The sequence below is a fragment of the Gordonia sp. YC-XJ4 genome (assembly GCF_059511865.1).
Genome location: NZ_CM183447.1, coordinates 1,745,896 through 1,770,405, shown reverse-complemented (window position 1 = coordinate 1,770,405; position 24,510 = coordinate 1,745,896). Strand labels below are relative to the sequence as shown.

Genomic DNA, 24,510 nt, shown 5'->3' with positions numbered 1-24,510 from the left:
GATCTCGGTGGACATCACTCGTCGATGATGCCGCGTTCGACCAGCAGCGCGAGCACCCGACCGGCGAGTTCGTCGATGTCGGCACCGGTGGTGTCGAAACGCAGGTCCGGTGATTGCGGTTTCTCATAGGGTGCGTCGATCCCGGTGAGGCCCTTGAGTTCACCGCGCCGCGCCCGCGCGTAGAGACCCTTGGGGTCGCGTCGTTCGCACTCGGTGACCGGCGTCGACACGTGCACCTCGATGAAGTCGAGCTCGGCGGCGCGATGCAATTGGCGGGCGATCTCCCGATCGGAGTGCAGTGGCGAGACCATCGACGCGATCGCGATGACCCCGGCGTCGGCGAACAGACGCGCGAGATGCCCGACGCGCCTGATGTTCTCGGCACGGTCGCCGGGTGAGAAACCGAGGTCGTCGGAGATGCCGTGCCGGATGTTGTCGCCATCGACGAGATAGGCCACCCGCGCCCGGTTCACCAGTTCGCGTTCGAGCGCCACCGCCACCGTCGACTTGCCCGACGCGGGTAATCCGGTCAGCCACACCGTCGCCCCACGTTGTCCGGTCTTGGCCCACCGTTCGGATCGCTGCAGCGAACTCGGATGCCACTTGATGTCATTGCGCGTCGCCTTGCCCGGAATGACCTCCCGTGCCTCGAGGATCGTGCCGGCCGCCACGGTGTCGTTGGAGGCCTCGTCGATGAGGATGAACGCGCCGGTGTCGCGGTTCTGGGCGTAGGTGTCGGCCACGACGACCGATGAGGTCCGTAGCGTCACGGTACCGATGTCGTTGAGCCCCAACTCCGTTGGTCCGACGACCTCGAGCAGCGACTCGGGGTCGAGGCGTCGTTCCAGTGACTGCACGGTGGCGCGCACCGTGGTGGCCCCCTGTTTGAGAGCGACGCGATCCCCGGCGTGCAGTGGCGCCGACGACAGCCAGCACAGTGTCGCCGACAGTTCCCGGGCCGAGACCGGTAGGTGCGCGTCGGGCGCGCCGCTGATGATGACATCGCCACGGCCGACATCGATCTCGTCGGCCAGCTGCACCGACACCGACAGCCCCGCGACCGCGACGGGCCGCTGGGGGTCGAGGGTGTCCACCGACGTCACGGTGCTGACCGACCCGGACGGCAGTACGGTGATGGGGTCACCGGGCGCGAGGGTCCCCGCGGCCACACGGCCGGTGTAGGTGCGCTTTCCGTCGGGCCCGGGGCGCGACACCCACTGCACCGGCAACCGGAGTTCCCGCGGCTGCGGCGACGGTGCCGCCAGCTCCACCGCCTCGAGATACTCCAGCAGCGTGGGTCCGGCGTACCACGGTGTGTTGGCCGACCGGTGCACGACATTGTCGCCGAGGGTGGCGGCCACCGGGATCGCCGTGATCTCACCGATCCCCAATTGCACTGCGAGTTCGGTCAATTCGTCCTGCAGCTCGCCGAAGCGCTGCTGTGAGTAATCGACCAGGTCGATCTTGTTCACCGCGGCGATCACATGCGGTACCCCGACCAGGGTCGCGATCCGGGCATGACGACGGGTCTGGCGTTGCACACCGTGACGGGCGTCGACGAGTAGCACGGCCACGTGGGCATTGGACGCCCCGGTGAAGGTGTTGCGGGTGTAGCGCTCGTGGCCGGGGGTGTCGGCGAGGACATAACTGCGTGTGTCGCTGGCGAAGAACCGGTAGGCGACGTCGATCGTGATGCCCTGCTCGCGTTCGGCGCGCAGACCGTCGGACAATGCGGCCAGGTCGACGTCGCCGTCGGAGGAGGTGACCCCCGCCAGATGATCGGTGGGCAGGCTGCCGGTGTCGTGCAGCAACCGTCCGATCAATGTGGACTTGCCGTCGTCGACGCTGCCCGCGGTCGCCAGCCGCAGGATCTGGCGGCGCGCAGCGGAGATCGCGGTGCTCATCAGAAGTATCCCTCTCGCTTGCGGTCCTCCATCGCCGCCGACGACGTCCGGTCGTCGGCACGGGTCTCACCCCGTTCGGAGACGGTCGCCTCGCTGATCTCGGCGATGATCTCGGGAATGGTGGTGGCCCTCGACCGCACCGCACCGGTGATGGTGAGGTCACCGACGGTGCGGTATCGCACCCATTCGGTCCGCACGTCGTCGGCTGTGGGCGGCTGCGAAAACGGCGACACCGCAAGCAGAATGCCGTCCCGGTCGAAGACCTCGCGCTGCGCTGCGTAGTAGATCGACGGCAGGTCGAGCCCCTCGAGTTCGATGTAGCGCCAGATGTCGGTCTCGGTCCAGTTCGACAACGGAAACACCCGCACCGATTCGCCCCGCCGGATGCGACCGTTGTACAGCGACCAGGGTTCGGGTCGCTGGGCCCGCGGATCCCATTGTCCGAACTCGTCGCGGAAGCTGAACACCCGTTCCTTGGCACGGGCGCGGTCCTCGTCGCGGCGGGCACCGCCGAACGCCGCGTCGAATCCCCCTTCTTCCAAGGCGTCCAGCAGGACCCGGGTCTGCAGCCGGTTGCGTGATCCCGACGGGTCGGTCGATTCGGCGATGCGCCCGGCGGCGATCGCGTCGGGTACCGACGCCACGATGAGCTTGATGCCTGCGGGGTTGTCGGCGCTCGCGGCCACGCGCCGATCCCGGAACTCGATGACCTCGTCGAAGTTGTGGCCGGTGTCGACGTGCAGGATCGGGAACGGCAAAGGGTGCGGCCGAAAAGCCTTGTCGGCCAGCCGAAGGAGTACGATCGAATCCTTGCCGCCGGAGAACAGCAGTACCGGCCGCTCGAGTTCGGCGACCACCTCGCGGATGATGTGCACCGCCTCGGACTCCAGGATGCGCAGTGCGGCAACATGATCGAATTCGGCGGTGGCCACGTTCTCGGGGGTAGCGTTATCGGGAGAAGTCATAGCGGATATCCGTTCCTTTCCGCATCACGGCGGTAGCGCTGCGCCCATTCCTTGGACCTCGCGTTGGACTGCGGTGCGATCGGAGGGGGCGGAGCCAGATCGGGATCGAGACCCAGCGCAGCGAGCACGGCGGCGGTCGTGCCCTGGGGATCCTTGACCAGCTCGCCGAATTCGATGTCGATCGGCGTGATGCCCTCGTCGGCGAACCAGCGGCGCCACTGCCGCTCCTGATCGGCGAGGATCGCCGCGAGATGCGCGATCCCCTCGGCGTTGTACTGTGCGCGTTCATCACGCGCGGGGTCGAAGTGCGGACCGTGCCCGTCGCGCCAGACGCGCGTCTGTACCGCCCGCCACATCGACACCGCTTGCGGCACAACGTCATCGCGGAACACGTGGACGAACAGCGGATCGGCCCCGAGGAGTTCGCGCAGAGCGGTCCGCAACGATCCCGAGCCGACCCGGGTCCGCGCGATGAGCAGCGGTGTCTGATTCCACATCAGTTTGCCGCCCCAGACCCCGTTGGCGCTGCGACCGGCGGCCAGGACATCGGCCTGCCACCGGGTGAAGTCGCGGGTGTCCACGGTGCCGCCGTCGACCTCGTCGAGCAGATCGAGTATCGCCGAATCCCGCACTCCGGCAAACCATTCACGGGGTTGTGGCGATTCCGAGGACGAGGCGAAGTACTGGAAGAACTCCTCGGGCGTTCCGGCCACCCCGGTGGCCGCGAGTGACTCGACGAGCAAGGTGCTACCGCTACGCTGGCTCGCACACACCAGGTAGCTCTGCGGGTGGGGCATCGGCTCAGTCTAACCACGCCGAAACCGAGCGCAACCTGGGCTTTTTACCTCAATACGCGGGTAATTGTTGACTTTTCGCGATCCGGGTGAAAGCTCAGCGGGGTGTGCGGTCGGCAGCGGACGCGCGCACCGCATCGCCCTCACCGGAGGTGATGTCGCCGTCGAGCTCACGGCGCGCACCGAGCGGACGCCGCGAGGGCAAGGCCTCTTCCTCCGGTGCGGTGTCGAGGGCTTTCGCGTGGAAGGCCGCCATGAATCGCTCGGCGATGGCGGTGCCCTCGGGTTCGGTGGGGAGCTCGTCACCGGTACTCGTGCGCCACCGGGCAAGACGGTCGGCGAGATCGGCGCGGATCTGCGCGTAGGCGGGATCCTCGGCGACGTTGTTGCGCTCATCCGGATCGGAATCGAGGTCGTAGAGCTCGACACGGGGCCGGTCGCGTTCGGTCACCGCCGGATCGATCGAGCGCGCCGAGGCGCTGTCGGCGATGTCGAGGGGCAACAGCAGCTCGGGTCGGTGCGCGTAGTTCTCGATGTAGCTGTGGTGCTTGGTGCGGACGGCGCGGATCGGATCGAACGCGTCGTGATAGGTCTTTTCGGTGTAGACCTCGTCGCGGCAGACCTCGTCGCGGACCGACCGACCCGCTCGGACGAGTTGCGCGGCGTGCGAGGCACCGTCGACATCGGCGGGCACGCCGAGCCCGAGCAGATCGAGGATCGTCGGGGTGAGGTCGACCCCGGAGAACAGGCCGTCGTAGACCTGCGGTGACATCACACGCGCCGCCGGCGGCCGGATGATCAGCGCGATCCCGGTGCCCTGGGCGTAGAGCGTCGACTTCGCGCGGGGAAACGCCAGGCCGTGGTCGGTGACGAAGACGATCCACGTGTTCTCGGTGAGCCCGAGATCGGCGACCGTCTCGAGCAACCGGCCGACCGCGGCGTCGGCCTTGGTGATGCTGCCGTGCAGTCCTGCCAGGTCCTCCCGCACATCGGTGGTGTCGGGAAGGAATCCGGGGACGTCGATGCCGGAGGTGTCGGCGGGCGGGTACTCGTCCTCGGGGTAGGGGCGATGGGTCTCGAAGAACCCCGCGGTCAGCAGGAATGGCTGCTGCGGTGCGGTACGGACGTGGTGGCCCAACCACCACTGCGACTCGGCGACGACGTAATCGCAACGCGAGTCGGACACGTCGACCGAGTCGAAGCCGATGCTCGTCGGGTCGGTGCTCTCGTGTTGCATGCCGAACAGGACCGTCCGGTAGCCCGCCTCACCCAGGATCTGCGGCAGCGTGCGCACCCCCTCGCGGTAGGCGAACCCGTGATGGGCCAACCCGACGAGCCCGTTGCGGTGCGGATATTGCCCGGTGAACAGCGATCCGCGTGCCGGTGAGCACAGCGGCGCGGTCGCGTGCGCATCGGCGAAGCGAATACCCGAGGCCGCCAGCCGATCCAGATGCGGGCTCTCGACGCCGTCGGCGCCGTAACAGCTCAGGTGACGGCCGAGATCGTGCCAATGCACCAGGATCACGTTCTCGCGGGCCGGTTCTCCTACTGTCCGATCCGGCGCGCTCCGATCCGGTTCCGCGCTGTCGTGCACATCGTCAATGGGCATCGTCCCATGATGCACGCAGCGCTGTTCTGCTGTCGCAAACGGTCAGAGGTCGAGTCCATGTGTCCGCGTCGGCGGCGGACCGACGAACTCGAGGTCGAGGTCGGCCATGGCCGCGCCGAGCTTGCCCATCATGTGCTCCGGGTTGATCAGACCCTCGGTGTAGACGAGGTCGTCGGTGGCCTCGCCGGTGACGTCGAAGAAGTTCTCGAACACATCAGAGGTCAGGATGCCCAGCATCCGGGTGGTGTGCGCGTCGAAGGCGAAGCTGTGGATGGTGCCGGCCGGTGCGTGCAGGTAATCCCCGGCGGTGAGCAGGGTCTCGACGCCGTTGACGTACAGCCATACCCGGCCGGAGAGGACGAAGAAGTTCTCCGTGTGGTGGCGATGGAAGTGCTGCGGGATGTACGGCGACCGGCCGCCGAGGGTGAGCACCGAGAAGTACCGGCCTCCGGTGTTGGCACCGCGCGCCTGATAGGAGTTGAGGGAGTCCGGCCAGGCGCGCCGATCCCCGGTGAGTGCCCGTAGGAAATATCCCTGCGGCCCCGACGGCAGCGCGTCGTCCCACTCGTCGGATGCCGCCGCGAGCGCCTCGTCGTGGGCACGTACACCGATCGACGAGAAGAGTTCTGTCAGTGGGGTTTTCACACCTGCGTGCGCATCGGCGGAGTAGATGTGTGAGTCCACCCCCGCGCCACTGCCGGCGAGTGCGTCCAACGCACCACCCGGAGCGGAAAAGAACAGGATGCGCGAGCAGTGACCGAGCATGCGGTAGGCGACCGGTGTTCCCGGCGGTACGTGGATGGAGTCACCGGGCGCGAGAACACGGCTGCGCCCCGGGAGCCAGAACTGCACCGAGCCCTCGAAGACGTGATACGAGCGTTGATGGTTCGGCAGGACGTGGAATGCGGCGCCCGCGCCTCGCGGGCCGAGAATGAATGCGGCGTCGAACAATCCGCCGGTATCGGCCGTTCGCGCGATGACCGTCCAGAGCTGGTTGTCGATCTCGTAGCGCAGCCCCTCCCCACTCGCGAGGCGATACGGGACGGCTTCACCGGGGAGGGCATCGATGATCGGGGCACGATCATGCATGGCTTCCGGGTCGATGGTGGTGGTCATGACTTCTCTCCTGAGGTGTGGGCGGGTCGGGACAGGGCCGACGACGGCGAGACCGACGCGTCGGGGTGCAGATGGCGGACGAAGAATCCCGCGACGTTATCGAAGCCGAAGTCGGTGCGGCACTGCGACTCCCGGCCGTTGCGGGCGGAATACAGCAGAGCGGCAGCGGCACCCTCCGCGGCGAGCCGGCCCTCGTCCATCGCCGGCGGACCCGGGACGTCGGATCGTCGGGGCGGGTTCAGGAAGCCGTGCCGGTAGCCGTCGACAAGGTAGAGGTCGGCCTCCACCCCGGCGTCGGCGAGTGCGCGGAACAACAGGCGGCTGTGGTCGTCGCCGACGAGGACGTCGGCGGTACCGTGCGAGATCTGGAAGGGCGGGGCGTCGCGGTGGACGTGATACAGCGGACTCGCCGCGCGGGCGGCCTCGGGGAGGTCGGCGGGGTCGCCACCGAGGAGCCGACCTTCGGGAGTCAGAGCCGGTGTGGAGCCGCCGGGCAGTGGCTGTCCGGGTGCCACATCACCGGCGACCAGCGTTGCCGGACCATAGGATTCGGCAACGGCGGACACCCGGGCATCGACGTCGGCGTCCTCGCCGGGCAGTCGCGCGCGATGCGCGTGGAGTCCCACGAGCGCGGCGAGGTGACCGCCGGCCGAGGCACCCCACACCCCGATGCGTTCGGGGTCGATGCCGTATTCGTCTGCGCGAGTGCGCAGATGGTCGATCGCAGCACGGACGTCGTGGAGTTGCGCCGGGAATCGGGCGTCACCACTGAGTCGATAGTCAATGCTTGCCATCACGAATCCGGCTGCGGCGAAATGACGGTGCAGATCCGGGCAGAGCGTGCGGTCGCCGGTGAACCATCCGCCACCGTGCACGAAGACGATGGCCGGATGGGGTCCGGGGGCCGAGGGGCCGACGAGATCGAGGAGCAGGTCACCGGAGGGCCGGGATCGGTAGACGACGTCGCGCTGCACGGCGCCGGACGGGGAGGAACTCACCGTGCCAGTGTCACCGCGGGGATGTGATCTGGTCCACATGGAATCGCCTCACGATCATGAGGCCCGGCCTCATGATCGAGTGTCGGCGGCGATCTGTTCGGCGATGGCGGCGAAAGCGTCGACGAGGGCGTTCGGCTTGGCACGCAGGTGACACAGGTAGGTCGTGACCGGCGCCAGGTCGATGATCGGGACGTACCGCAGACCCGGTCGCGCATGGGTCACCGTGGCCGACGATCCGCAGATGTTGACTCCCACCCCGGCGCTGCACAGCTGTAGGACCTCGTCGAAATGCGTTGCCAGCGGCAGTATCTCGAGATGTCGACCGCTCGGACGCGGATCGACGAACCAACTCTGCGATTCGCCGCCACCACGCATCCCGATGAAGGTCTCATCGTCGGTTTCGGCCAGCGTCACCGAATCCCGCCCGGCGAGACGATGCCCCTCGTTGACGACGAGCACCCGATCCTCGGACCACAGGGGTCGCACCACGACCCCTGCCGGCTCGACCGGCGGCTGATCGGCGATCATCAACGAGACGTCGACCTCTCCCGAACGCAGCGCGGTGAGTGCATCGGTGAGTGGCAGGCCGTGGATCTGCCAGGTCGTGTCCGGGTGGCGCTCGACGGCCGTCGCGAGCAGCCGGTTGCTCATCTCGCTCGACGCCGCGATCCCGATGCGCAGCACCGACGCGGTGCCCGAACTGTCGGCCCAGGCGATCACGGTGTCCATCGCGGCGACGGCGTCACGGGCGAGCGGGACGAGGGCGGCGCCGTCGGCGGTGAGCTCGACCTGCCGCGAAGTGCGGCGGAACAGTGTGAGGCCGGTCCGGCGTTCGAGTTGCTGGATCTGCTGGCTCAGCGAGGGTGCCGAGATGTGCAGGCGCTGCGCGGCGCGCGTGAAGTGCAGTTCCTCGGCCACCGCAAGGAAGTAGCGCAGGTGCACGATGGTGAGATCCACTTCTTGATGTCCTCCTCGCCACGGCTCACCCCAGTGTGGCAGGCAGATGCTTGCGTGATCCGCCGATCACCACCAGCAGCGACACGAGGAGCAGCGCGGCGAGGATGAGCAGCAACTCGACGGTGGTGAACGGCGGCGTCAGCGCGGCCAACAGGGTCGGGACCGCGAAACCGGTGTAGGCGACCGCATAGAAGACGCCGGTGAGTTTGGCGAGTTCGTGTGCGGGCGCAATCCGTTGGACCTCCAACAACCCCGACACCAGTCCGATGCCGAAGCCGCAGCCGAGCACCACACTCGCGGCCACCCCGACGAGCAGATCGTCGGTGCTCACCGCGACCAGCATGACCGCCATCCCGACGACGAGGATCATCAGTGCGACGATGAGTCCGCGAGCACTCGAGTGCGAGTCGATGCGGCGCGCCAGCGGTTGGATGGCAGCACCGGCACCGAGCGCGATGACGCTGAGCAGCGTGGCGTACGCCAGCCCGAGGCCACCCGCGGCGTCGGCCAGCAGCACCGGCTGGTAGCCGTAGGAGAGCCCGCAGGCGACGAAAAGCCAGGGGCCACAGATCATCACGACACGTACGAAGCGCCGGTGACGCGCGGAGGTGACCCGCAGCCGGGCCGAGATCGGCGCCGGCGCCTGGGGTCGCACCGTCTCCGGTGCGCGGCCGATCAGCACCAGGAACGGCGCCGACACCGCGATGTGCAGGACGAACGGGAGAATCTGCGGAATCGGCCCCCATTGGGCGATACACCCGGCGATCAACGCACCCGAGGCCGAGCCCAGGGTGAACGCCAGTGACGCCCGACGAGCGCCGGCGCCACGGTCGGCGGCCGGATCGAACGGCGCCGTCGACAATTCCTTGAGCCAGCTCGTGCCCACCGACATCGCCGTCCCGACCGACATGCCGGCCAACAGCCGACCCGCGATGATCGGGAACTGGCCGAGTTCGTCGAACGCCAACAGCACGCTGCCCGCCACACCGAAGGCGACGCCCGCGATCATCGGCAACCGGCGGCCCAGGTGATCCGACACCGCTCCGGCGATGATCAGTGCGGGAGCCAGTCCCGCGACGTAGACCCCGAGGAACAGGGTCACCGTCGCCGACGAGTAGTGCTCGACATCGCGATACATCAGCAGCAGCGGACTGAACTGGTTGCCCGACCAGGCGCAGACGAACAGCGCGCCGAACACCAGGACCCATGGCCGACGATCCGGACCACGCTGGTCACGCGGCGACACGGCGGTGCCGGCGCGGATGGGCATCGACGAACTCATATCGCCCCCTGATAGCGCGCGAGGTGTGCCTCGAGGAGGCGCTCGTACTCGTCGCGCTCCCCGGCGAACAGGCAGGCCGCCAGCCGTTGGTGATCGTCGTGCGAGGCCGGGAGGGTGGCCGGATCGATCCGCAGCAGCACGTTGCGCAGACGCTGTTGCCGCCCGCGCAGGAGCTCGTAGAAGTGCGCGGCGATCGGGTTTTTCGACGCGCGCACCGCCAAGAGGTGGAACTCGTCGTCGGCCTCGACGAAGCCGTCGACGTCGGCGTCCGCGGCGAGCCCGGCCTGCCGGGCGAGGTTGCGCTCGATCAGCTCACGAAACTCCACAGACGGACCGCCCGCTGCGAAAACCTGGCGCGCAGAGGCACTTTCGATGGCCTGACGCATGGCGAGCACGTCGGCGGCCTCGGTCGCGGTGACCGGACTGACCACCGCTCCGCGGCGCGGGATGAGAGTGAGGAACTGCTCGGCGGCCAGCCGAAGGAACGCCTCGTGCACAGGCGTTCTACTCAGGCCGAGGTCGGCGCCGACCTCGACCTCGCTGAGCAGCGTGCCACCGGCGAGCGCGCCGGAGATGATGCGCTCGCGAGTAGCGGCGTACGCCTCGTCGGCGGCGTTGGACAACTGTGCGGGCATGCCGCGACCCTACACCTTGCATGCAAGGATGCATACAAGGTGGCTCCGGTTCGGATACCCCCTCGGTCGCAGCCCGACCGGCTGCGGTGAGTCGGGCTCGCGTCAGCGTTTCAGTCGTTGCGACAGGATGTGGGCGTGTTTGAGGAGTAGTGCGCCCATGGCTTTTTGGCGGGCGTCGCCGAATCTGGTTTCCACGCCGGTCACGCTCAAGGCCCAGCAGGGTGTGCCGGTGTGGTTGAAGACTGCGGCGCCGATGCCCCAGCTGCCCTCGACCAACAGGGCGGGGTTCACCGCGTAGCCGGTGATTCTGGTAGCGGCGATGCGTGCACGCAGAGCCGGTGCGGAGTGTGCCGGCCCCCAGGTGTCGGTCAGGTCTGTTCGACGCAGGTAGTCATCGATGTCGTGGTCGGGCAGGTGACTGAGGATCGCCAAACCGGCCGAAGCGACCCCGAGCGGGAAGCGGATACCTTCATGCAGGACATGGGAGCGCAGCGGAAAACTGCCTTCTCTGCTCGCGATGCACACGGTTTCCTCACCGCGCCGCGCAGACAGGAACGCGCTCTCGCCGGACTCACGTGCGAGTGCGTCGAGGAGATCCGCGGAGTCGGCGGTGATGTCGTAGCGGGTGGCCGCGCTGGCACCGAGTAGATAGATTTCCGGGCCGAGCGTCCACCGACCGGCACGGTCGCGATCGACCAACCCTTCGGTCTGCAACGCACACAGCAGCCGGTGCGCGGTGGGTCGCGCAGTCGATGCGTGGCGGGCCGCGACCGTCGTGGTCACCCCGTCGGGTTCATGCGCGCCGATCACCCGCAACAACGCCGCCGCCCGCCCGACCACCCCGGAACGCTCCTCGGTCATGGCGGCCATCCTATCTCCCACACGTTCACTGAATGGACGACTTTGCCGACAGTGTTCACGAAACGAGCAGAATCCCGAGGGTCATTGCGCCCGTCGGCGCAGGCCACGCACACTCACACCACACCGGTCGTGGTGTCAGCTCACCGAACACCACACCCACACCACCCGGAGCGCTCGCTTCGGACGGAAGGAGATGTCGATGTCAGCGACACAACTCATGTCGGCGGCCGAGGCCGTCGCCGACATCGGCAACCGAGCGAGTCTCGCGGTCGGCGGTTTCGGGCTGTGCGGTATCCCCGACACCCTCATCGCCGCGCTCGCCGACACCGACGTCACCGACCTGGAAGTGTTCTCCAACAACTGCGGCGTCGACGACCACGGCCTCGGAATCCTGCTGTGCGCCAGACGTGTCCGGCGAGTCACCGCCTCCTACGTCGGGGAGAACAAGGAATTCGCCCGCCAGTACCTCGCCGGCGAGCTCGACGTCGAACTCACCCCCCAGGGCACCCTCGCCGAACGCCTCCGCGCCGGTGGCGCCGGAATACCGGCGTTCTTCACCCCCGCCGGGGTCGGTACGCCCGTCGCCGACGGCGGAATGCCCTGGCGCTACCACCCCGACGGAACAGTCGCGGTGAGTTCCCCACCCAAACAGACCCAACAGTTCGGCGACAAACGCTACGTCCTCGAACACGCCATCACCACCGACTACGCACTCGTCCACGCACGCCTCGGTGATCGCAACGGAAACCTGGTCTTCGACAAAACCGCCCGCAACTTCAACCCCCTGGCCGCCATGGCCGGCCGCATCACCATCGCGCAAGTCGAAGAACTCGTCGACCCCGGCGACCTCGACCCCGACCACATCCACCTCCCCGGCGTGTTCGTCCAACGAATCGTGCACACCGGCCCCCAAGCCACCCGCATCGAAAAACGTACCGTCACCACCCCGGAGAACCGCTCATGACCACCACCCCGCTACTGGCCGGCTGGACCCGCCAACAAATGGCCGCACGCGCCGCCGCCGACATGATCGACGGCGAATACGTCAACCTCGGCATCGGACTACCCACACTCATCCCCGACCACCTACCCGCCGGAATCCACGTGACCCTGCACTCCGAAAACGGCATCCTCGGCACCGGCGGCTACCCCACCGACGACACCGTCGACGCCAACCTCATCAACGCCGGCAAAGAAACCGTCACCATCACCCCAGGAGCCTCCTTCTTCGACTCCGCACAGTCCTTCGGAATGATCCGCGGCGGCCACATCGACACCGCCGTCCTCGGCGGCATGCAAGTCTCGCGTGACGGCGACCTCGCCAACTGGATGGTCCCCGGAAAAATGGTCAAAGGCATGGGCGGCGCCATGGACCTCGTCCACGGAGCCGCCCGCGTCATCGTCCTCATGGAACACACCGACCGCAGCGGCCACCCCAAGATCCTCGACCACTGCACCCTGCCGCTCACCGGAGCACACGTCGTCAACCGCATCATCACCAACCTCGCCGTCATCGACATCACCCCCAACGGCCCCACCCTCCGCGAAACCGCACCCGGCATCACCACCGACGACGTCATCACCGCCACCGACACCGCGCTCACCATCGACCTCCGCTGAGGTCAACCGGATGGCCCACACCCGGTGAGCACTGGGAGGCGCAACCGCGGACGCCCGAGGCGGGTCTTGCGCCATCGACGATGCTGCGGATGGCGACCAGCGAACCTGCCCGATTCTTCGGCCTGGAGTCCACTCACGGGCACGGGGGGCGTCGGACGCCGAACTGATCTTGTTCTCCTCGAGGATGATCCACTCACGACGCAGTCGGCGCTGCACACCATTGTCACCGTGGTGCGTGACGGCGGGGCCTGGGACCGGCGCGCACTCGATGCGATCCTCGCCGCCGTCGCCGTCGCCGCCCATCCGACCGCCCGCTGACACCGGGCCGCTCACAATCGGGCCGACGCATGCGATGTCCAGCGACGGATGTTCCCGATCTCGTAACCCCACGCTTACCTCATGTAGCCCGGTCGTCACCTTACTTGTATACCTTTCTTCTCAGAAAGTATTGACATCAAGCCGGCGCGACGGGAAGCTACGACCATGACCACACCTGGCACGTCTTACGACGTCGTCGTCGTCGGGGCCGGCATCGTCGGCCTCGCTCACGCCTATCACGCACTACGCCGCGGGCTCTCCGTCGCCGTCGTCGAGCACAACGATCGGGTCGCAGGCGCGTCGGTCCGCAACTTCGGGCACGCTTGTCTGACCGCCCAGTCCGGACAAGCACTGGACTATGCGCGTGCCGGACGCCGCCACTGGCTCGACCTCGCCGAGAAGGCCGGATTCTGGGCGGCGCCGACCGGCACCACCGTCCTGGCCCGACACGCCGACGAACTGGCCGTGATGAGCGAGTTCACACAGGCCCACGGATCGACTACGGCAGTACTCCTCGACCGCGACACCGTCCTCGACCGGATTCCGGCCGCCGCCGACGGCGTGGCCGGCGGCATGTACCTACCGGCCGATCTCCAAGTCGACCCCCGCGCCGCCGCCCCACGGATCGCCGCGTGGCTCGAGACGCAAGGCGTCACCTTCTTCTGGCGCACCGCGGCAACGTCTTTCGACACCGGACTGGTCCGCACCTCCCGGGGTGAGCTGCGCGCCGGCACCACCTTCATCACGGTGAATCATGACATCGATCGGCTCTTCCCCGAGGTCGCCGAAGACATCAGCCTGCAACGGTGCCGCCTGCACATGATCAAAGCCGCTGTGCCGACGCGCTTCCCGCTGACCACGCCCCTGTTCACCGGGTGGTCACTGTTGCGCTACAGCGGTTTCGAGACCATGGCGTCGCTGCACCGGGTCGCCCAACGGCTGCACACCGCCCACCCCGAATTCACCGCACTCGACCTCCACCAGATGTACACGCCCCAACCCGACGGCACCCTGTTGATCGGCGACACCCATCTCCGCGAGGTCACCGAATCGCCGTTCCAGGGTGAGGACGGATTCGCCTGCCTCCTCGATGTCACCCGAGAGTTGTTCGGGGTCAACAGCATCGATGTGATCGAGCGCTGGCAGGGTGTGTATGCGAGCGCACCCGACCGCGAATTCCTGCTGCGCGAACCACTTCCCGGCACCCACATCGTCACCGTCACCACCGGAATCGGCATGACCACCGGCATGGGTCTCGCCGAGTCCAGCGTCACCGCCGCATTCGATCCGTCGACCAGTTTCGCCGTCTGACCCTCAGCACCGACCACGACCGGCACTTCGCCGGCCCTCGAAAACAAAGGAGCAATTCCCACATGTCCACTCTCCCCACCGAACTCATCGTCTTCGACATGGCGGGCACCACCGTCGCCGACGAAGGACTCGTGATCGCGAGCTTCCGCGCCGCCGACGAGCACGCCGGGCTGTCGCGCACCGACGCGGACCGCGCGGCGATGCTCGACTACGTCTCCGAGACCATGGGGCAGTCGAAAATCACCGTGTTCCGCCACCTCGCCAAGGGCAACGAGGAACAGGCGCAGTCGGCGAACAAGGAGTTCGAACGGACCTATGCCCAGCTCGTCGGCGAGGGCCGGTGTTCACCGATGCCCGGCGCCGAGGAACTGTTCTCACACTGCCGTGAGATCGGCGTGAAGATCGCTCTCACCACCGGTTTCGCGCAGCAGACCCAGGAAGCCATCCTCGAGGCACTCGGCTGGAACGACATCGCCGACGTCGTCCTCTGCCCCGGCGAGGAACTCCGTGGCCGCCCCCACCCCGACATGCCGCTGGCCGCCCTGATCAAGACCCGCACCAGCGCCGTCGAGGCCATGATGGTGGTCGGCGACACCGCGTCCGACGTCACAACCGGACTCCGTGCCGGCGCCGGACTCGTCGTCGGAGTGCTCTCCGGGGCCCACGACGCCGAGGCACTGCGAGCCGCAGGCGCGCACGAAGTCGTCGACAGCGTCGCCGATCTGAGGGGTCTCATCCGCCGGTGATCTTTGTGCGCCGCGATACACCTCGACCTGCATCAGCCGGACGCGTATGGCCCTCAGGCACATGCTGTCGCAACGGATCACCGCGATTCCTCCGGCCGGTGGATACCGAGGGCAACGGCTCCGAGCTTACGATTCTCAGACTCCCCTCAGAAAGGTAGATCGTGAGAAAGCTCATCGCAGCCCTGGTATTCGTGGTTGCGGCAGTCGTCAGCACAGTCGAACTCGGCACTGCCCAAGCGTCAGTCTCCGAGCCGACAGTTGGCGACTCTATTCGCTACGAGTTCATCAGCAACTCCCGGTACCTCGATTCCTTCAGTTGGTACGACGGCTGGAATGATCTCCAGAGGTTCCCAGAAGAAATCGATCACCACGTGAGGCTGAACAGCTCGTTCAGGAACTCTGAAAAAGTGACACTGTGGAGAGGAACCCGCACAGTGACCTCACACTCGACCTACCAACTCACGGGGTCGTACGTGACGGCGTACGACGAGGCATACCACCCGTACGTCGAATGCCGCATCTACGTCAATGGCGTTCTGACAGAACGTGATTCAGCCACAGGGTCGTACGCCTCCGCGTTCTGCTGACTGCAACCGTCACACCGTAAGCCCCTGCTGCATCACCTCGCAGCAGGGGCTTCAGGGTAGGTACACAAGTTGGAAAGTAGTACAGTACCCAGCATCGGTACGGTGTGGTCGGAAGCGGAGGTGGCGGTGTCCCCGAGATATCAAGAGATCTACGAGGCGCTGCGCCACCAGATCGTTGACGGCACCTATCAACCCGGCGACGAGTTGCCGCCGGAGACCGTTCTGATGGATCAATGGCAGGTCTCGCGCGGCCCGATTCGGCAGGCGCTCTACAAGTTACGGACCGAGGGGTTCATCTACACGACCCGCGGACGACCGGCGCGCGTACGACGACCGCACTCCCCGACGCAGACATTGTCGTCGTTCACCCCGTTCTCGCAATGGGCGCTGACCACCGGCCGGGAACCGGGTAACCACACGATCAGTGTGTCCCGCACCCGGGTGACCGCCGAGATCGCCGAGGCGTTGCAGATCGGGGTCGACGACTTCTTGATCGAGGTGGTCCGCCTGCGCACCCTCGACGGCATTCCGGCACTGCTGGAGCGCAGCCGCTTCACCACCGATGTCGGGGCGAGCTTGTTCAACTTCGATCCCGACAAGGGTTCGATCACCGATCATCTCGTGGACGAGGGAGTGCAGTTCGCCTCGATGCGTCACGAACTCGACGCCGTTGCCGCCGATGCCACCGACGCCGAAGCACTCCAGATCGATTCGGGGGCACCGCTCCTGCGAGAGCGGCGCACCAGTTACGACCCGCAGGGCCGACCGTTCGAGTACTCCGACGACCGTTATCGCCCCGACCAGGTGACGTTCTCGATCATGAACACGATGACCGGCGACGAACGCGGGTGAGGCCGGCCGGCGCGCGCGGCGGTCAGTGCGTGGGCGGTTCGGTCGTGTCGACGACCTCGACGTCGATGATCTCCTCCTCGGAGACCTCGACGGCGACGCGCGCACCCGACGGGGCCGATTCATCCGGCGCCACCGATTCACCTACCTCGTCGTCGGCGGACTCGGTCACCACCGGTATCTCGTCGGTGATCTCCGTCCGGGCCTCGGCGGGGGCTTCGCGGCGCGATTCCTGTTCGGCCACATCCGCATCGCCGGATTCCGGTACGGCCGTCCCGTCGAGGACGGCCGCCCAGGAGTCCGGGCCGTCGAGGGTGACGCCGTCACGTGCCGCTTGCTCCTCGACAGCGCGAACCTGGGCCATCAGGTCCAGCGTGCGGCGACGCGCCTGGTCCTCGACGCTGTCGTCGCCGGCCGTCACGGTCACCGAGAGTACGGCCGGGTCAATACGCTGCACCGGATATCCGGCGGCGGTGAGCCTTTCGAGGACCTTCTGGGTCAACGCCAGCGCCGGCGCCGTGGTGGCGATCCCGTCGAGTACCGATCCGCGGTTCTTCTCGGCGGCTTTGCGCTCCTCCCACTCGCGGATCTGTGTCTCGAGGTCGGCATGGGCACCGGACAGCACACCGGGTGTGCGGCCGCTGACCTTCTCGGTGAAACTGCGTGCCACCGCATCGATGTCGAAGGGATCGGTGGGATGATCGGCGGCGATCCGGGCATGAAAGAGGACCTGTAGCAACAGGTCTCCCAGCTCCTCCCGCAGGCTCGCCTGATCCCCCGCGTCGATGGCGTCGAGGAGTTCGTAGGCCTCCTCGAGGAGATAGCGTCGCAACGAGGCATGGGTCTGTTGGCTCTCCCACGGACCGTTGCGGCGCAACGTGTCCATCAGTGCGACCGCGGGCAGCAGGTCGCTGCCGCTCGGGATCGTCGCGGCGATCACCTGGTCTCCCTGCGCGATTCGCGCGGCCACCAGTGGATGGTGCCGATCCGTGGACAGCAGCGTCCCGGCGATCTCGTCCTCGGTGAACACCGGCTCGAAGTGATCGAGGTCCCACAGCACGGTGGTCGGGACGTCCTCGGTGACGTAGACGGTGCCGGACAGGTGGGCGCGGGCGCGTACGGGGATCATGTCCGGGCGGAGCGGATCGAGCAGGACCACCGTCATCTCCAGGTGCCTTTCGTCTGCGGGCTGCGACAACAGCACACGGTAGGGAACAACATCGCGGTAGCTCACCGACAACATCACAACGGTAATCGCTGCACAAGCGACATCGTGGGACGTCACCGAGCGGGTCTCGCAGGACGACGACAGTCGTTTGCGCCCACCGAGGTAACCGCTCGATCAGCTCCATCCCCGCAGTCGTCCGACCACATGAATGTCACACGCTATTGCCGATGATCAATAGCTGATTCGCTACCCTATACCCTGTCCGAATCGTCGGAGATCCGTGTCTTGGGAGGGAAGCCACATGTCGAGTTCCACCGAGGTCGTCGCGTCGCGAGCGCAGTTCCCCGGGATCAGTTCGCGCACCTGGGAGCACCCGTCCGACCGCACCGCGCTGACGGCTCTGCGCAAGCTCAAGGGATTCGACCAGGTCCTCAAGACGCTGTCGGGGCTGCTACGAGAGCGTCAGCATCGGCTGATGTACCTGGCCACGTCGGCGCGCGCAAGCGACAAGCAGTTCGCCGACCTCGATACGCTGCTCGGTGAGTGCGTTGCCACGCTCGATGCCCCGACGACACCCGAACTGTTCGTCACACAGTCGCCGATCGTGAACGCCTACTGCATCGGCATGGACACGCCGTTCATCGTGGTGACCTCGGCGATGTACGAGCTGATGGATCACGACGAGATGCGCTTTGTGATCGGACACGAACTCGGACACGCACTTTCCGGCCATGCGGTGTACCGCACGATGCTCATGCACCTCACCCGGCTCGCCGCGTCCATCGGTTTCATCCCGATCGGTGGATGGGCCCTACGCGCGGTGGTCGCCGCGTTGTTGGAATGGCAACGCAAGTCCGAGCTCTCCGGAGATCGCGCCGGCCTTTTGTGTTGCCAGGACCTCGACGTCGCGCTACGGGTCGAGCTCAAGCTCGCGGGTGGCAAGCACCTCGAGCAGATGGACACCCAGGCCTTCGTGGCGCAGGCCCGGGAGTACGAGCGCACCGGGGACCTGCGCGACGGCGTGCTCAAACTGTTGAATCTCGAGTTGGCGACCCATCCCTTCTCGGTGCTGCGCGCAGCCGAACTCACCCGCTGGGTCGACCGCGGCGAGTACGGCCGAATCGTCTCCGGCACATACCCGTTGCGCACCGATGACGACACCGCAAAGTTCTCCGACGACGTCGGGGAGGCCGCCCGCACCTATCGCGACAACTTCGACGAGTCGCAGGACCCACTGGTCAAGGGGCTGCGCGACGGACTCTCCGGCGTGGTCGACGGCGTCGGGCAGGCCGCGGCCGACGTCGCGGTCACCGTCAACCGCAAGTTCTCCCAGTGGCGGACGAACGCCCAGCAGAAGTACGACGAGACCAACCAACCCCCGCCGGCCCCCAACTCTGAGGCCACCGACTCTGACACCCCCGACTCTGACGCCACCGACTCCTAGGCTGCCGGCGTGGGCTTGAGCTGAGTCAGGAACGTCGTCAGGTAGTCGATGAGTTCGTTGTCGCGCAGACGCGCGGATCCGACCCCACCGGTGCGCGGGATCGGCAGCGTCACGACCGACGTGGTGGCGCGGTAAGACGCCGCCGAATACAGCCGCTTGAGTCGGACCTGTTCACTGTCGAGCAGATGCAGCGGCGAGATCTTGACGTTGGTGCCGACCGCACCGATCTCGGCGACACCCCGTTCTCGGCACCGCAGACGGAGTTTCGCGATCGCGGCGAGTCGCCGGGTTTCCTCCGGCGGTTCGCCGTACCGGTCGAGCAACTCCGCGAGCACCGCAGACACCTCGTCGTCGTCGGTGGCCGAGGCGAGTTTGCGATACGCCTCGAGACGCAGACGATCGGAGTCGACGTATTCGACCGGGATGTGGGCGTCGACCGGGAGATCGATGCGCACCTCCGTCGATTCCTCGGTGGTGACCGGTGTGCCGTCGGCCGCGGCCCGGTAGGCCTCCACCGCCTCGCCGACCAGACGGACGTACAGATCGAAACCGACGCCCGCGACGTGTCCGGATTGCTCTGCGCCGAGGACGTTTCCGGCCCCGCGCAGCTCGAGGTCCTTGAGCGCCACCGCCATTCCGGCGCCGAGCTCATTGTTCTGCGCGATGGTCGCCAGGCGGTCGTAGGCCGTCTCGGTGAGCGGTTTCTCGGGACTGTAGAGCAGATAGGCGTATCCGCGTTCACGACTGCGGCCGACGCGTCCACGCAGCTGATGCAGCTGCGACAGGCCGAGATTCTCGGCGCGGTCGACGATCAGGGTGTTCGCGTTGGAGATGTCGAGTCCGGTCTCGATGATGGTGGTACACACCAGCACGTCGTATTCGCGGTTCCAGAATCCGGACACGGTGCGCTCGAGCTGATCCTCGTTCATCTGTCCGTGTGCGACCACCACCCGCGCCTCGGGCACCATGTCGGCGATGTCCTTGGCGGTCTTGTCGATGGTCGAGACCCGATTGTGGACGTAGAAGATCTGCCCGTCACGCAACAGTTCTCGGCGAATCGCCGCGGCAACCTGCTTGCGCGCGTAGGCGCCGACATAGGTCAGCACCGGGTGACGTTCCTCGGGCGGGGTGAGGATCGTCGACATCTCGCGGATGCCCGCCATCGACATCTCCAGGGTGCGCGGGATCGGCGTCGCCGACATCGTCAGCACGTCGACATGGGTGCGCAGCGATTTGATGTGTTCCTTGTGCTCGACCCCGAAGCGCTGCTCCTCGTCGACGATCACCAGACCGAGGTCCTTCCAGACGATCCCGGTCTGCAGCAGGCGATGGGTGCCGATGACGACGTCGACCGAACCCTGTGCCATCTGCTCGATGATCTCCTTGGACTCCTTGGCGTCGGTGAAGCGCGACAGGCCACGCACCCGCACCGGGAACCCGGCCATCCGTTCGGTGAAGGTCTGCAGATGTTGTTGCGCCAGAATGGTTGTCGGGACCAGCACAGCAACCTGCTTGCCGTCCTGGACGGCCTTGAACGCCGCGCGCACCGCGATCTCGGTCTTGCCATAGCCGACGTCGCCGACGATGACGCGGTCCATCGGGACCGCCTTTTCCATGTCGTCCTTGACCTCGCCGATCACCGTCATCTGGTCGACGGTCTCGGTGAAGTCGAAGGCGTCCTCCATCTCACGCTGCCACGGCGTGTCGGGACTGAAGGCGTAGCCCGGGGCGGCGTGGCGGGCGGCGTACAGTTGCACGAGCTCACCGGCGATCTCGCGAACCGCCTTGCGCGCCTTGCGTTTGGTGTTCTGCCAATCCGACCCGCCGAGTTTCGACAGGGACGGTTGCTCACCGCCGACGTAGCGGGAGAGCTGGTCGAGGGCATCCATCGGCACGTAGAGCCGGTCGCCGGGTTGCCCGCGTTTGCCCGCCGCGTATTCGAGCACGAGGTACTCCCGCCGCGCACCCGAGACGGTGCGTTCGATCATCTCGACGAACTTGCCGATGCCATGCTGGTCGTGCACCACGAGATCACCGGCGGTCAGCGCGAGCGGATCAACCTGGTTGCGCCGCTTGGCCGGGAGCCGTCGCCCGTCACGCACCGCCGCGACCCGCGCTCCGGTCAGGTCGCTCTCGGTGACGATCACCAGTCCGGCCGACGGCGCGATCACGCCGCGCCGCAGGGTGCCGCAGTACACGCTCACCTCCCCGGCGACCGGTGGCGCACCGGCGTCGGCGAGCTTGTGCGGAACCTCGGCGTCCGACAGCCGTTCGGCGATGCGGGTTGCGGTTCCCTTGCCCGCCACCACGATCGCCGCGGGTTTGCCGGTGGCGACGTGCGCGCGGAGCATCGCGAACGTCTGCGCGATCTCGTCGTCGCTGCCGTGCGGAGTGGGCCCCGGGGTCAGGTCGAGGTCGAATTCGGCGTCGAAACCCGACGACAGCGGGCTCATCGTCCACCAGGACCGCCCGGCCTCGACCGTGGTGTCGAGAACCTCGTCGAGCGGCCGATACGCGCTGGCCTGCAAGTCGATTCCGGCGGAACCGCCGCGGGTGTCGACCGGCGCCGAGGCACCCAGTGCGGCGGCGTTCCAGGACGCCTCGAGGAACTCCGCACCGGTGGCGGCGAGGTCGGCGGCGCGGGTCCGGACCTTCTCCGGATCGAGGATCAACACCCGCGACCCGTCGGGCAGGACCTCGGTGAGCAACTGCATCCGTCCGTCGACCAGCGCCGGGATGAGGGCCTCCATCCCCTCCACCGGAATGCCCTCGGAGAGTTTGGTCAGCATCTCCGACAACGCCTGATCTGCGGAATGTTCGGCGGCGAGATCGGCTGCCCGGTTGCGCACCTGATCGGTCAGCACGAGTTCACGGCACGGGTGGATCCGTACCACCGAGGCGTCGACCTCGGGCTGGCTGCGCTGATCGGCCACCGAGAACGCCCGCATCTCGGTGATCTCGTCGCCCCAGAACTCCACTCGGACCGGATAATCCGCAGTCGTCGGGAACACGTCGAGGATGCCTCCACGGACCGCGAACTCACCCCGGCGACCGACCATGTCGACGCGCTCGTAGGCCATCTCGACGAGGTCGGCGAGCAGCTTGTCGAAGTCGATCTCGATGTTCTCGCGCAGCGTGATGGTGCGGACCTCACCGAGCCCCGGCGCCATGGGCTGGACCAGCGAGCGCACCGTCGTCACGATCACCCGTAGCGGCGTCTTTCCCGGCTCGGCGAGTCGATGCAACACCGCGAGACGGCGACCGACGGTGTCGGCGCTCGGTGAGAGGCGTTCGTGCGGCAGGGTCTCCCACGACGGGAACTGCGCGACCGCGTCGGGATCGTCGAGCAGTTCGGCCAGTTCGGCGGTCAGGTCGTCGGCTTCGCGACCGTTGGCCGAGACCACCAGCAGCGGCGCGGTGCCGTGCGCGAGGGCGGCCACCACGAAGGGGCGCGCGGCGTCGGGCCCGGTGATGTCGAGACGGGGAGTGTCGCCCTTCTCGCGCAGGGCGGACAGCGATGCGTCCGAGCACGTGACCGCGGCGAGCCCGGCGAGGGCAGGTGAAGAGGACACTCGTGTGATTGTAGGTCGTGTGCCGGAGGCCACCATCGCACGGGCGGATCGCCGCGAAATTAAACGGACCGCGGTTCTGTTTCGTATCGTATGACCATGTCAGAAGTACCGTCGCGTGCGCCCGTCCTGTTCTTGAGCCACGGCGCCCCGCCACTCGTCGACAGCGCGCTGTGGGTGGAGCAGTTGCGTGCGCTGGCGGGGCGACTCCCCCGACCGCGCGCGATCCTCGTCGTGTCGGCGCATTGGGAGGCCGCGCCGCTGACGATCGGCTCCACCGACTCGCGCACGCCGCTGACCTACGACTTCTGGGGATTCGACGAGCGCTTCTACCGCACCACCTACGACTCGCCGGGCGCTCCTGACCTCGCCGCCCGGGTCGAGGCACTGATGCCCGACGGCACCCCGGTCGCCCACGACGCCCGCCGACGTCTCGATCACGGCGCCTACGTTCCGTTGACCGTGATGTACCCCGACGCGCAGATCCCCGTCCTGCAGGTGTCACTGCCGACGCTCGAACCCGAGGCACTACTGGCGCTCGGCAGGCGACTGGCCCCCTTGCGCGACGAGGGCGTGCTCGTCATCGGCTCCGGCTTCACCACTCACGGGCTGCCGTACCTGACCGATCGGCGTCCCGACGCGGCGGCGCCGACGTGGTCGGCCGAGTTCGACGCATGGGCGCATGAGTGTTTCGCCGCCGGGGATGTGGAGTCGCTCATCGACTTTCGGCGCCGGGCCCCGGGAATGCCCTACGCGCACCCCACCATCGAGCACTTCGCACCGCTGTTCGTCGCACTCGGCGCGGGCGACGATCCCGAACAGCGGCCCGACGAGGCGATCGACGGTTTCTGGATGGGACTGGCCAAACGCAGCGTCGTGCTGACCTAGGGCGTGTCTCCCAATTCCTCTGCGATGGATTTGCGAGGTCGATGGTTTCCTGGCAAGGCGGAGGAGGGAGCGATAGCGGAGCTATCGTGACCGACGACAACGCCGCCAGGGGGCCATCGAGCCGCAAAGACGCGCAAAGGGAATTGGGAGACATGCCCTAGCGAACCTGGCGGTTCTCAGTCCGCCTCGGGGGTGCGGTGATCGGGTTCGACGTAGTCGGGTCCGACGAGTTCGGGATGCGGGTCGAGGCGGGTCAGCCCGTTCCAGCACAGATTCACCAGATGGGCGGCGACCACCTCTTTCGACGGCTCGCGCACGTCGAGCCACCACTGCGCGGTCACCGAGACCATGCCGACGAGCGCCTGCGCATAGAGGGGCGCGAGCGTCGGCTCGAAGCCGCGCCGCTCGAAGTCGCCGGCCAGGATGTGTTCGACCTGGCTGATGGCGTCGTTGAGCAGGCTGGAGTAGGTCGCCGTCTCGCTGCTGTTGGTGGAGTCGCCGCGCACCAGGATCCGAAATCCGTCGGTGCGCTCCTCCATGTAGGTCAACAGCGCCAGCGCCACCTGCTGGATGCGATACAGCGAGCGGTTCTTGCTCAGTGACGAGGTGACCATCTCCAGGAGTGTCTCCATCTCCCGGTCCACCACGACGGCATACAGCCCCTCCTTGCCGCCGAAATGCTCGTAGACGATCGGTTTGGACACCCCGGCGCGCTGCGCGATCTCCTCGATCGAGGTGGCCTCGAAACCACGCTCGGCGAACAATCCTCGCGCCACCTCGATGAGTTGCAGCCGCCGCTGCGCACCGGTCATCCGGGCCCGCGGAGCGCGCTGGACCTCGTCGGACTTGTCGGTGGGACGACTGACTGCCATGCCGACCAGCTTACGAC

21 protein-coding genes are annotated in these 24,510 nt (G+C 67.1%); 8 read left to right on the top strand and 13 right to left on the bottom strand.

Annotation, left to right across the window (positions count from 1 at the left end; all coding sequences use genetic code 11):
* Window positions 1-14: 14 nt before the first annotated feature.
* From cysC to AC5ZH6_RS07695, 10 genes are all read right to left on the bottom strand, one after another.
* Window positions 15-1,904: an adenylyl-sulfate kinase gene (gene cysC, locus AC5ZH6_RS07740; RefSeq protein ID WP_496168864.1), complete on the bottom strand. Its 1,890-nt coding sequence runs from the start codon at window positions 1,902-1,904 to the stop codon at window positions 15-17.
* A complete protein-coding gene (gene cysD / locus AC5ZH6_RS07735) occupies window positions 1,904-2,869 on the bottom strand; it encodes a sulfate adenylyltransferase subunit CysD (protein WP_496168863.1) in 966 nt (321 codons plus the stop codon). Before cysD ends, cysC begins: the two co-directional genes overlap by 1 nt.
* Entirely contained in the window at window positions 2,866-3,666 is an 801-nt protein-coding gene (gene stf0, locus AC5ZH6_RS07730) for a trehalose 2-sulfotransferase (RefSeq protein WP_006370925.1), read from the bottom strand. Before stf0 ends, cysD begins: the two co-directional genes overlap by 4 nt.
* A gap of 94 nt (window positions 3,667-3,760) precedes the next feature.
* Window positions 3,761-5,272 (bottom strand): sulfatase family protein, encoded by a 1,512-nt coding sequence (locus AC5ZH6_RS07725; RefSeq protein WP_014359339.1) that lies wholly within the window; start codon window positions 5,270-5,272, stop codon window positions 3,761-3,763.
* Between the two features lie 42 nt (window positions 5,273-5,314).
* Window positions 5,315-6,388 carry a quercetin 2,3-dioxygenase gene (locus AC5ZH6_RS07720; RefSeq protein WP_288338109.1) on the bottom strand — a complete coding sequence of 358 codons (1,074 nt, stop codon included), beginning with the start codon at window positions 6,386-6,388 and terminating at the stop codon, window positions 5,315-5,317.
* Window positions 6,385-7,386, bottom strand: coding sequence for an alpha/beta hydrolase (locus AC5ZH6_RS07715; RefSeq protein WP_006370922.1), 1,002 nt, complete (start codon window positions 7,384-7,386; stop codon window positions 6,385-6,387). The genes AC5ZH6_RS07720 and AC5ZH6_RS07715 overlap by 4 nt, the downstream gene beginning before the upstream one ends.
* A gap of 69 nt (window positions 7,387-7,455) precedes the next feature.
* A complete protein-coding gene (locus tag AC5ZH6_RS07710) occupies window positions 7,456-8,343 on the bottom strand; it encodes a LysR family transcriptional regulator (RefSeq protein ID WP_496168860.1) in 888 nt (295 codons plus the stop codon).
* A gap of 25 nt (window positions 8,344-8,368) precedes the next feature.
* The gene (locus AC5ZH6_RS07705) at window positions 8,369-9,625 is read right to left on the bottom strand and encodes an MFS transporter (RefSeq protein WP_496168858.1); all 1,257 of its coding nucleotides are present in this window, start codon (window positions 9,623-9,625) and stop codon (window positions 8,369-8,371) included.
* The gene (locus tag AC5ZH6_RS07700) at window positions 9,622-10,260 is read right to left on the bottom strand and encodes a GntR family transcriptional regulator (RefSeq protein ID WP_496168856.1); all 639 of its coding nucleotides are present in this window, start codon (window positions 10,258-10,260) and stop codon (window positions 9,622-9,624) included. The genes AC5ZH6_RS07705 and AC5ZH6_RS07700 overlap by 4 nt, the downstream gene beginning before the upstream one ends.
* Window positions 10,261-10,362: 102 nt before the next feature.
* On the bottom strand, window positions 10,363-11,130 hold the full coding sequence (locus AC5ZH6_RS07695) for an IclR family transcriptional regulator (RefSeq protein WP_020171993.1): 768 nt from the start codon (window positions 11,128-11,130) through the stop codon (window positions 10,363-10,365).
* A gap of 190 nt (window positions 11,131-11,320) precedes the next feature.
* Between AC5ZH6_RS07695 and AC5ZH6_RS07690 the strand changes: the two genes are divergently transcribed.
* From AC5ZH6_RS07690 to AC5ZH6_RS07665, 6 genes are all read left to right on the top strand, one after another.
* On the top strand, window positions 11,321-12,085 hold the full coding sequence (locus AC5ZH6_RS07690; RefSeq protein ID WP_026920278.1) for a CoA transferase subunit A: 765 nt from the start codon (window positions 11,321-11,323) through the stop codon (window positions 12,083-12,085).
* Entirely contained in the window at window positions 12,082-12,741 is a 660-nt protein-coding gene (locus AC5ZH6_RS07685; protein ID WP_006370916.1) for a 3-oxoacid CoA-transferase subunit B, read from the top strand. The genes AC5ZH6_RS07690 and AC5ZH6_RS07685 overlap by 4 nt, the downstream gene beginning before the upstream one ends.
* Window positions 12,742-13,224: 483 nt before the next feature.
* Entirely contained in the window at window positions 13,225-14,370 is a 1,146-nt protein-coding gene (locus AC5ZH6_RS07680; RefSeq protein WP_496168853.1) for a TIGR03364 family FAD-dependent oxidoreductase, read from the top strand.
* A gap of 62 nt (window positions 14,371-14,432) precedes the next feature.
* The gene (locus tag AC5ZH6_RS07675) at window positions 14,433-15,116 is read left to right on the top strand and encodes a phosphonatase-like hydrolase (RefSeq protein WP_496168851.1); all 684 of its coding nucleotides are present in this window, start codon (window positions 14,433-14,435) and stop codon (window positions 15,114-15,116) included.
* Window positions 15,117-15,277: 161 nt separating this feature from the next.
* A complete protein-coding gene (locus AC5ZH6_RS07670) occupies window positions 15,278-15,703 on the top strand; it encodes a hypothetical protein (RefSeq protein WP_496168850.1) in 426 nt (141 codons plus the stop codon).
* 102 nt (window positions 15,704-15,805) lie between these two features.
* Complete coding sequence (locus AC5ZH6_RS07665; protein ID WP_496168848.1) at window positions 15,806-16,555, top strand: GntR family transcriptional regulator; 750 nt, start codon at window positions 15,806-15,808, stop codon at window positions 16,553-16,555.
* Between the two features lie 22 nt (window positions 16,556-16,577).
* On the opposite strand, the gene AC5ZH6_RS07660 is transcribed toward AC5ZH6_RS07665, so the two are convergent.
* Complete coding sequence (locus tag AC5ZH6_RS07660; protein ID WP_496169189.1) at window positions 16,578-17,717, bottom strand: nucleoside triphosphate pyrophosphohydrolase; 1,140 nt, start codon at window positions 17,715-17,717, stop codon at window positions 16,578-16,580.
* 304 nt (window positions 17,718-18,021) lie between these two features.
* Here AC5ZH6_RS07660 and AC5ZH6_RS07655 point away from each other — a divergent pair, with 304 nt between their 5' ends.
* A complete protein-coding gene (locus tag AC5ZH6_RS07655) occupies window positions 18,022-19,164 on the top strand; it encodes a M48 family metallopeptidase (protein WP_496168846.1) in 1,143 nt (380 codons plus the stop codon).
* Here the strand turns inward: AC5ZH6_RS07655 and mfd are convergent.
* Complete coding sequence (mfd, locus tag AC5ZH6_RS07650; RefSeq protein WP_496168844.1) at window positions 19,161-22,736, bottom strand: transcription-repair coupling factor; 3,576 nt, start codon at window positions 22,734-22,736, stop codon at window positions 19,161-19,163. The two genes, AC5ZH6_RS07655 and mfd, sit on opposite strands and share 4 nt — an antisense overlap.
* Before the next feature lie 90 nt (window positions 22,737-22,826).
* Here mfd and AC5ZH6_RS07645 point away from each other — a divergent pair, with 90 nt between their 5' ends.
* Window positions 22,827-23,621: a dioxygenase family protein gene (locus AC5ZH6_RS07645; RefSeq protein ID WP_035728232.1), complete on the top strand. Its 795-nt coding sequence runs from the start codon at window positions 22,827-22,829 to the stop codon at window positions 23,619-23,621.
* A gap of 176 nt (window positions 23,622-23,797) precedes the next feature.
* Here the strand turns inward: AC5ZH6_RS07645 and AC5ZH6_RS07640 are convergent, their stop codons facing one another.
* Window positions 23,798-24,493, bottom strand: a complete 696-nt coding sequence (locus AC5ZH6_RS07640; protein WP_006370881.1) for a TetR/AcrR family transcriptional regulator — start codon at window positions 24,491-24,493, stop codon at window positions 23,798-23,800.
* Window positions 24,494-24,510: the final 17 nt, after the last annotated feature.

Bases quoted from the DNA above. Each gene is read 5' to 3' on its own strand.
- cysC (WP_496168864.1), bottom strand. From the start codon at position 1,904: ATGAGCACCGCGATCTCCGCTGCGCGCCGCCAGATCCTGCGGCTGGCG.
- cysD (WP_496168863.1), bottom strand. From the start codon at position 2,869: ATGACTTCTCCCGATAACGCTACCCCCGAGAACGTGGCCACCGCCGAA.
- stf0 (WP_006370925.1), bottom strand. From the start codon at position 3,666: ATGCCCCACCCGCAGAGCTACCTGGTGTGTGCGAGCCAGCGTAGCGGT.
- AC5ZH6_RS07725 (WP_014359339.1), bottom strand. From the start codon at position 5,272: ATGCCCATTGACGATGTGCACGACAGCGCGGAACCGGATCGGAGCGCG.
- AC5ZH6_RS07720 (WP_288338109.1), bottom strand. From the start codon at position 6,388: ATGACCACCACCATCGACCCGGAAGCCATGCATGATCGTGCCCCGATC.
- AC5ZH6_RS07705 (WP_496168858.1), bottom strand. From the start codon at position 9,625: ATGAGTTCGTCGATGCCCATCCGCGCCGGCACCGCCGTGTCGCCGCGT.
- AC5ZH6_RS07700 (WP_496168856.1), bottom strand. From the start codon at position 10,260: ATGCCCGCACAGTTGTCCAACGCCGCCGACGAGGCGTACGCCGCTACT.
- AC5ZH6_RS07695 (WP_020171993.1), bottom strand. From the start codon at position 11,130: ATGGCCGCCATGACCGAGGAGCGTTCCGGGGTGGTCGGGCGGGCGGCG.
- AC5ZH6_RS07690 (WP_026920278.1), top strand. From the start codon at position 11,321: ATGTCAGCGACACAACTCATGTCGGCGGCCGAGGCCGTCGCCGACATC.
- AC5ZH6_RS07685 (WP_006370916.1), top strand. From the start codon at position 12,082: ATGACCACCACCCCGCTACTGGCCGGCTGGACCCGCCAACAAATGGCC.
- AC5ZH6_RS07680 (WP_496168853.1), top strand. From the start codon at position 13,225: ATGACCACACCTGGCACGTCTTACGACGTCGTCGTCGTCGGGGCCGGC.
- AC5ZH6_RS07675 (WP_496168851.1), top strand. From the start codon at position 14,433: ATGTCCACTCTCCCCACCGAACTCATCGTCTTCGACATGGCGGGCACC.
- AC5ZH6_RS07660 (WP_496169189.1), bottom strand. From the start codon at position 17,717: ATGACGGTGGTCCTGCTCGATCCGCTCCGCCCGGACATGATCCCCGTA.
- AC5ZH6_RS07655 (WP_496168846.1), top strand. From the start codon at position 18,022: ATGTCGAGTTCCACCGAGGTCGTCGCGTCGCGAGCGCAGTTCCCCGGG.
- AC5ZH6_RS07645 (WP_035728232.1), top strand. From the start codon at position 22,827: ATGACCATGTCAGAAGTACCGTCGCGTGCGCCCGTCCTGTTCTTGAGC.
- AC5ZH6_RS07640 (WP_006370881.1), bottom strand. From the start codon at position 24,493: ATGGCAGTCAGTCGTCCCACCGACAAGTCCGACGAGGTCCAGCGCGCT.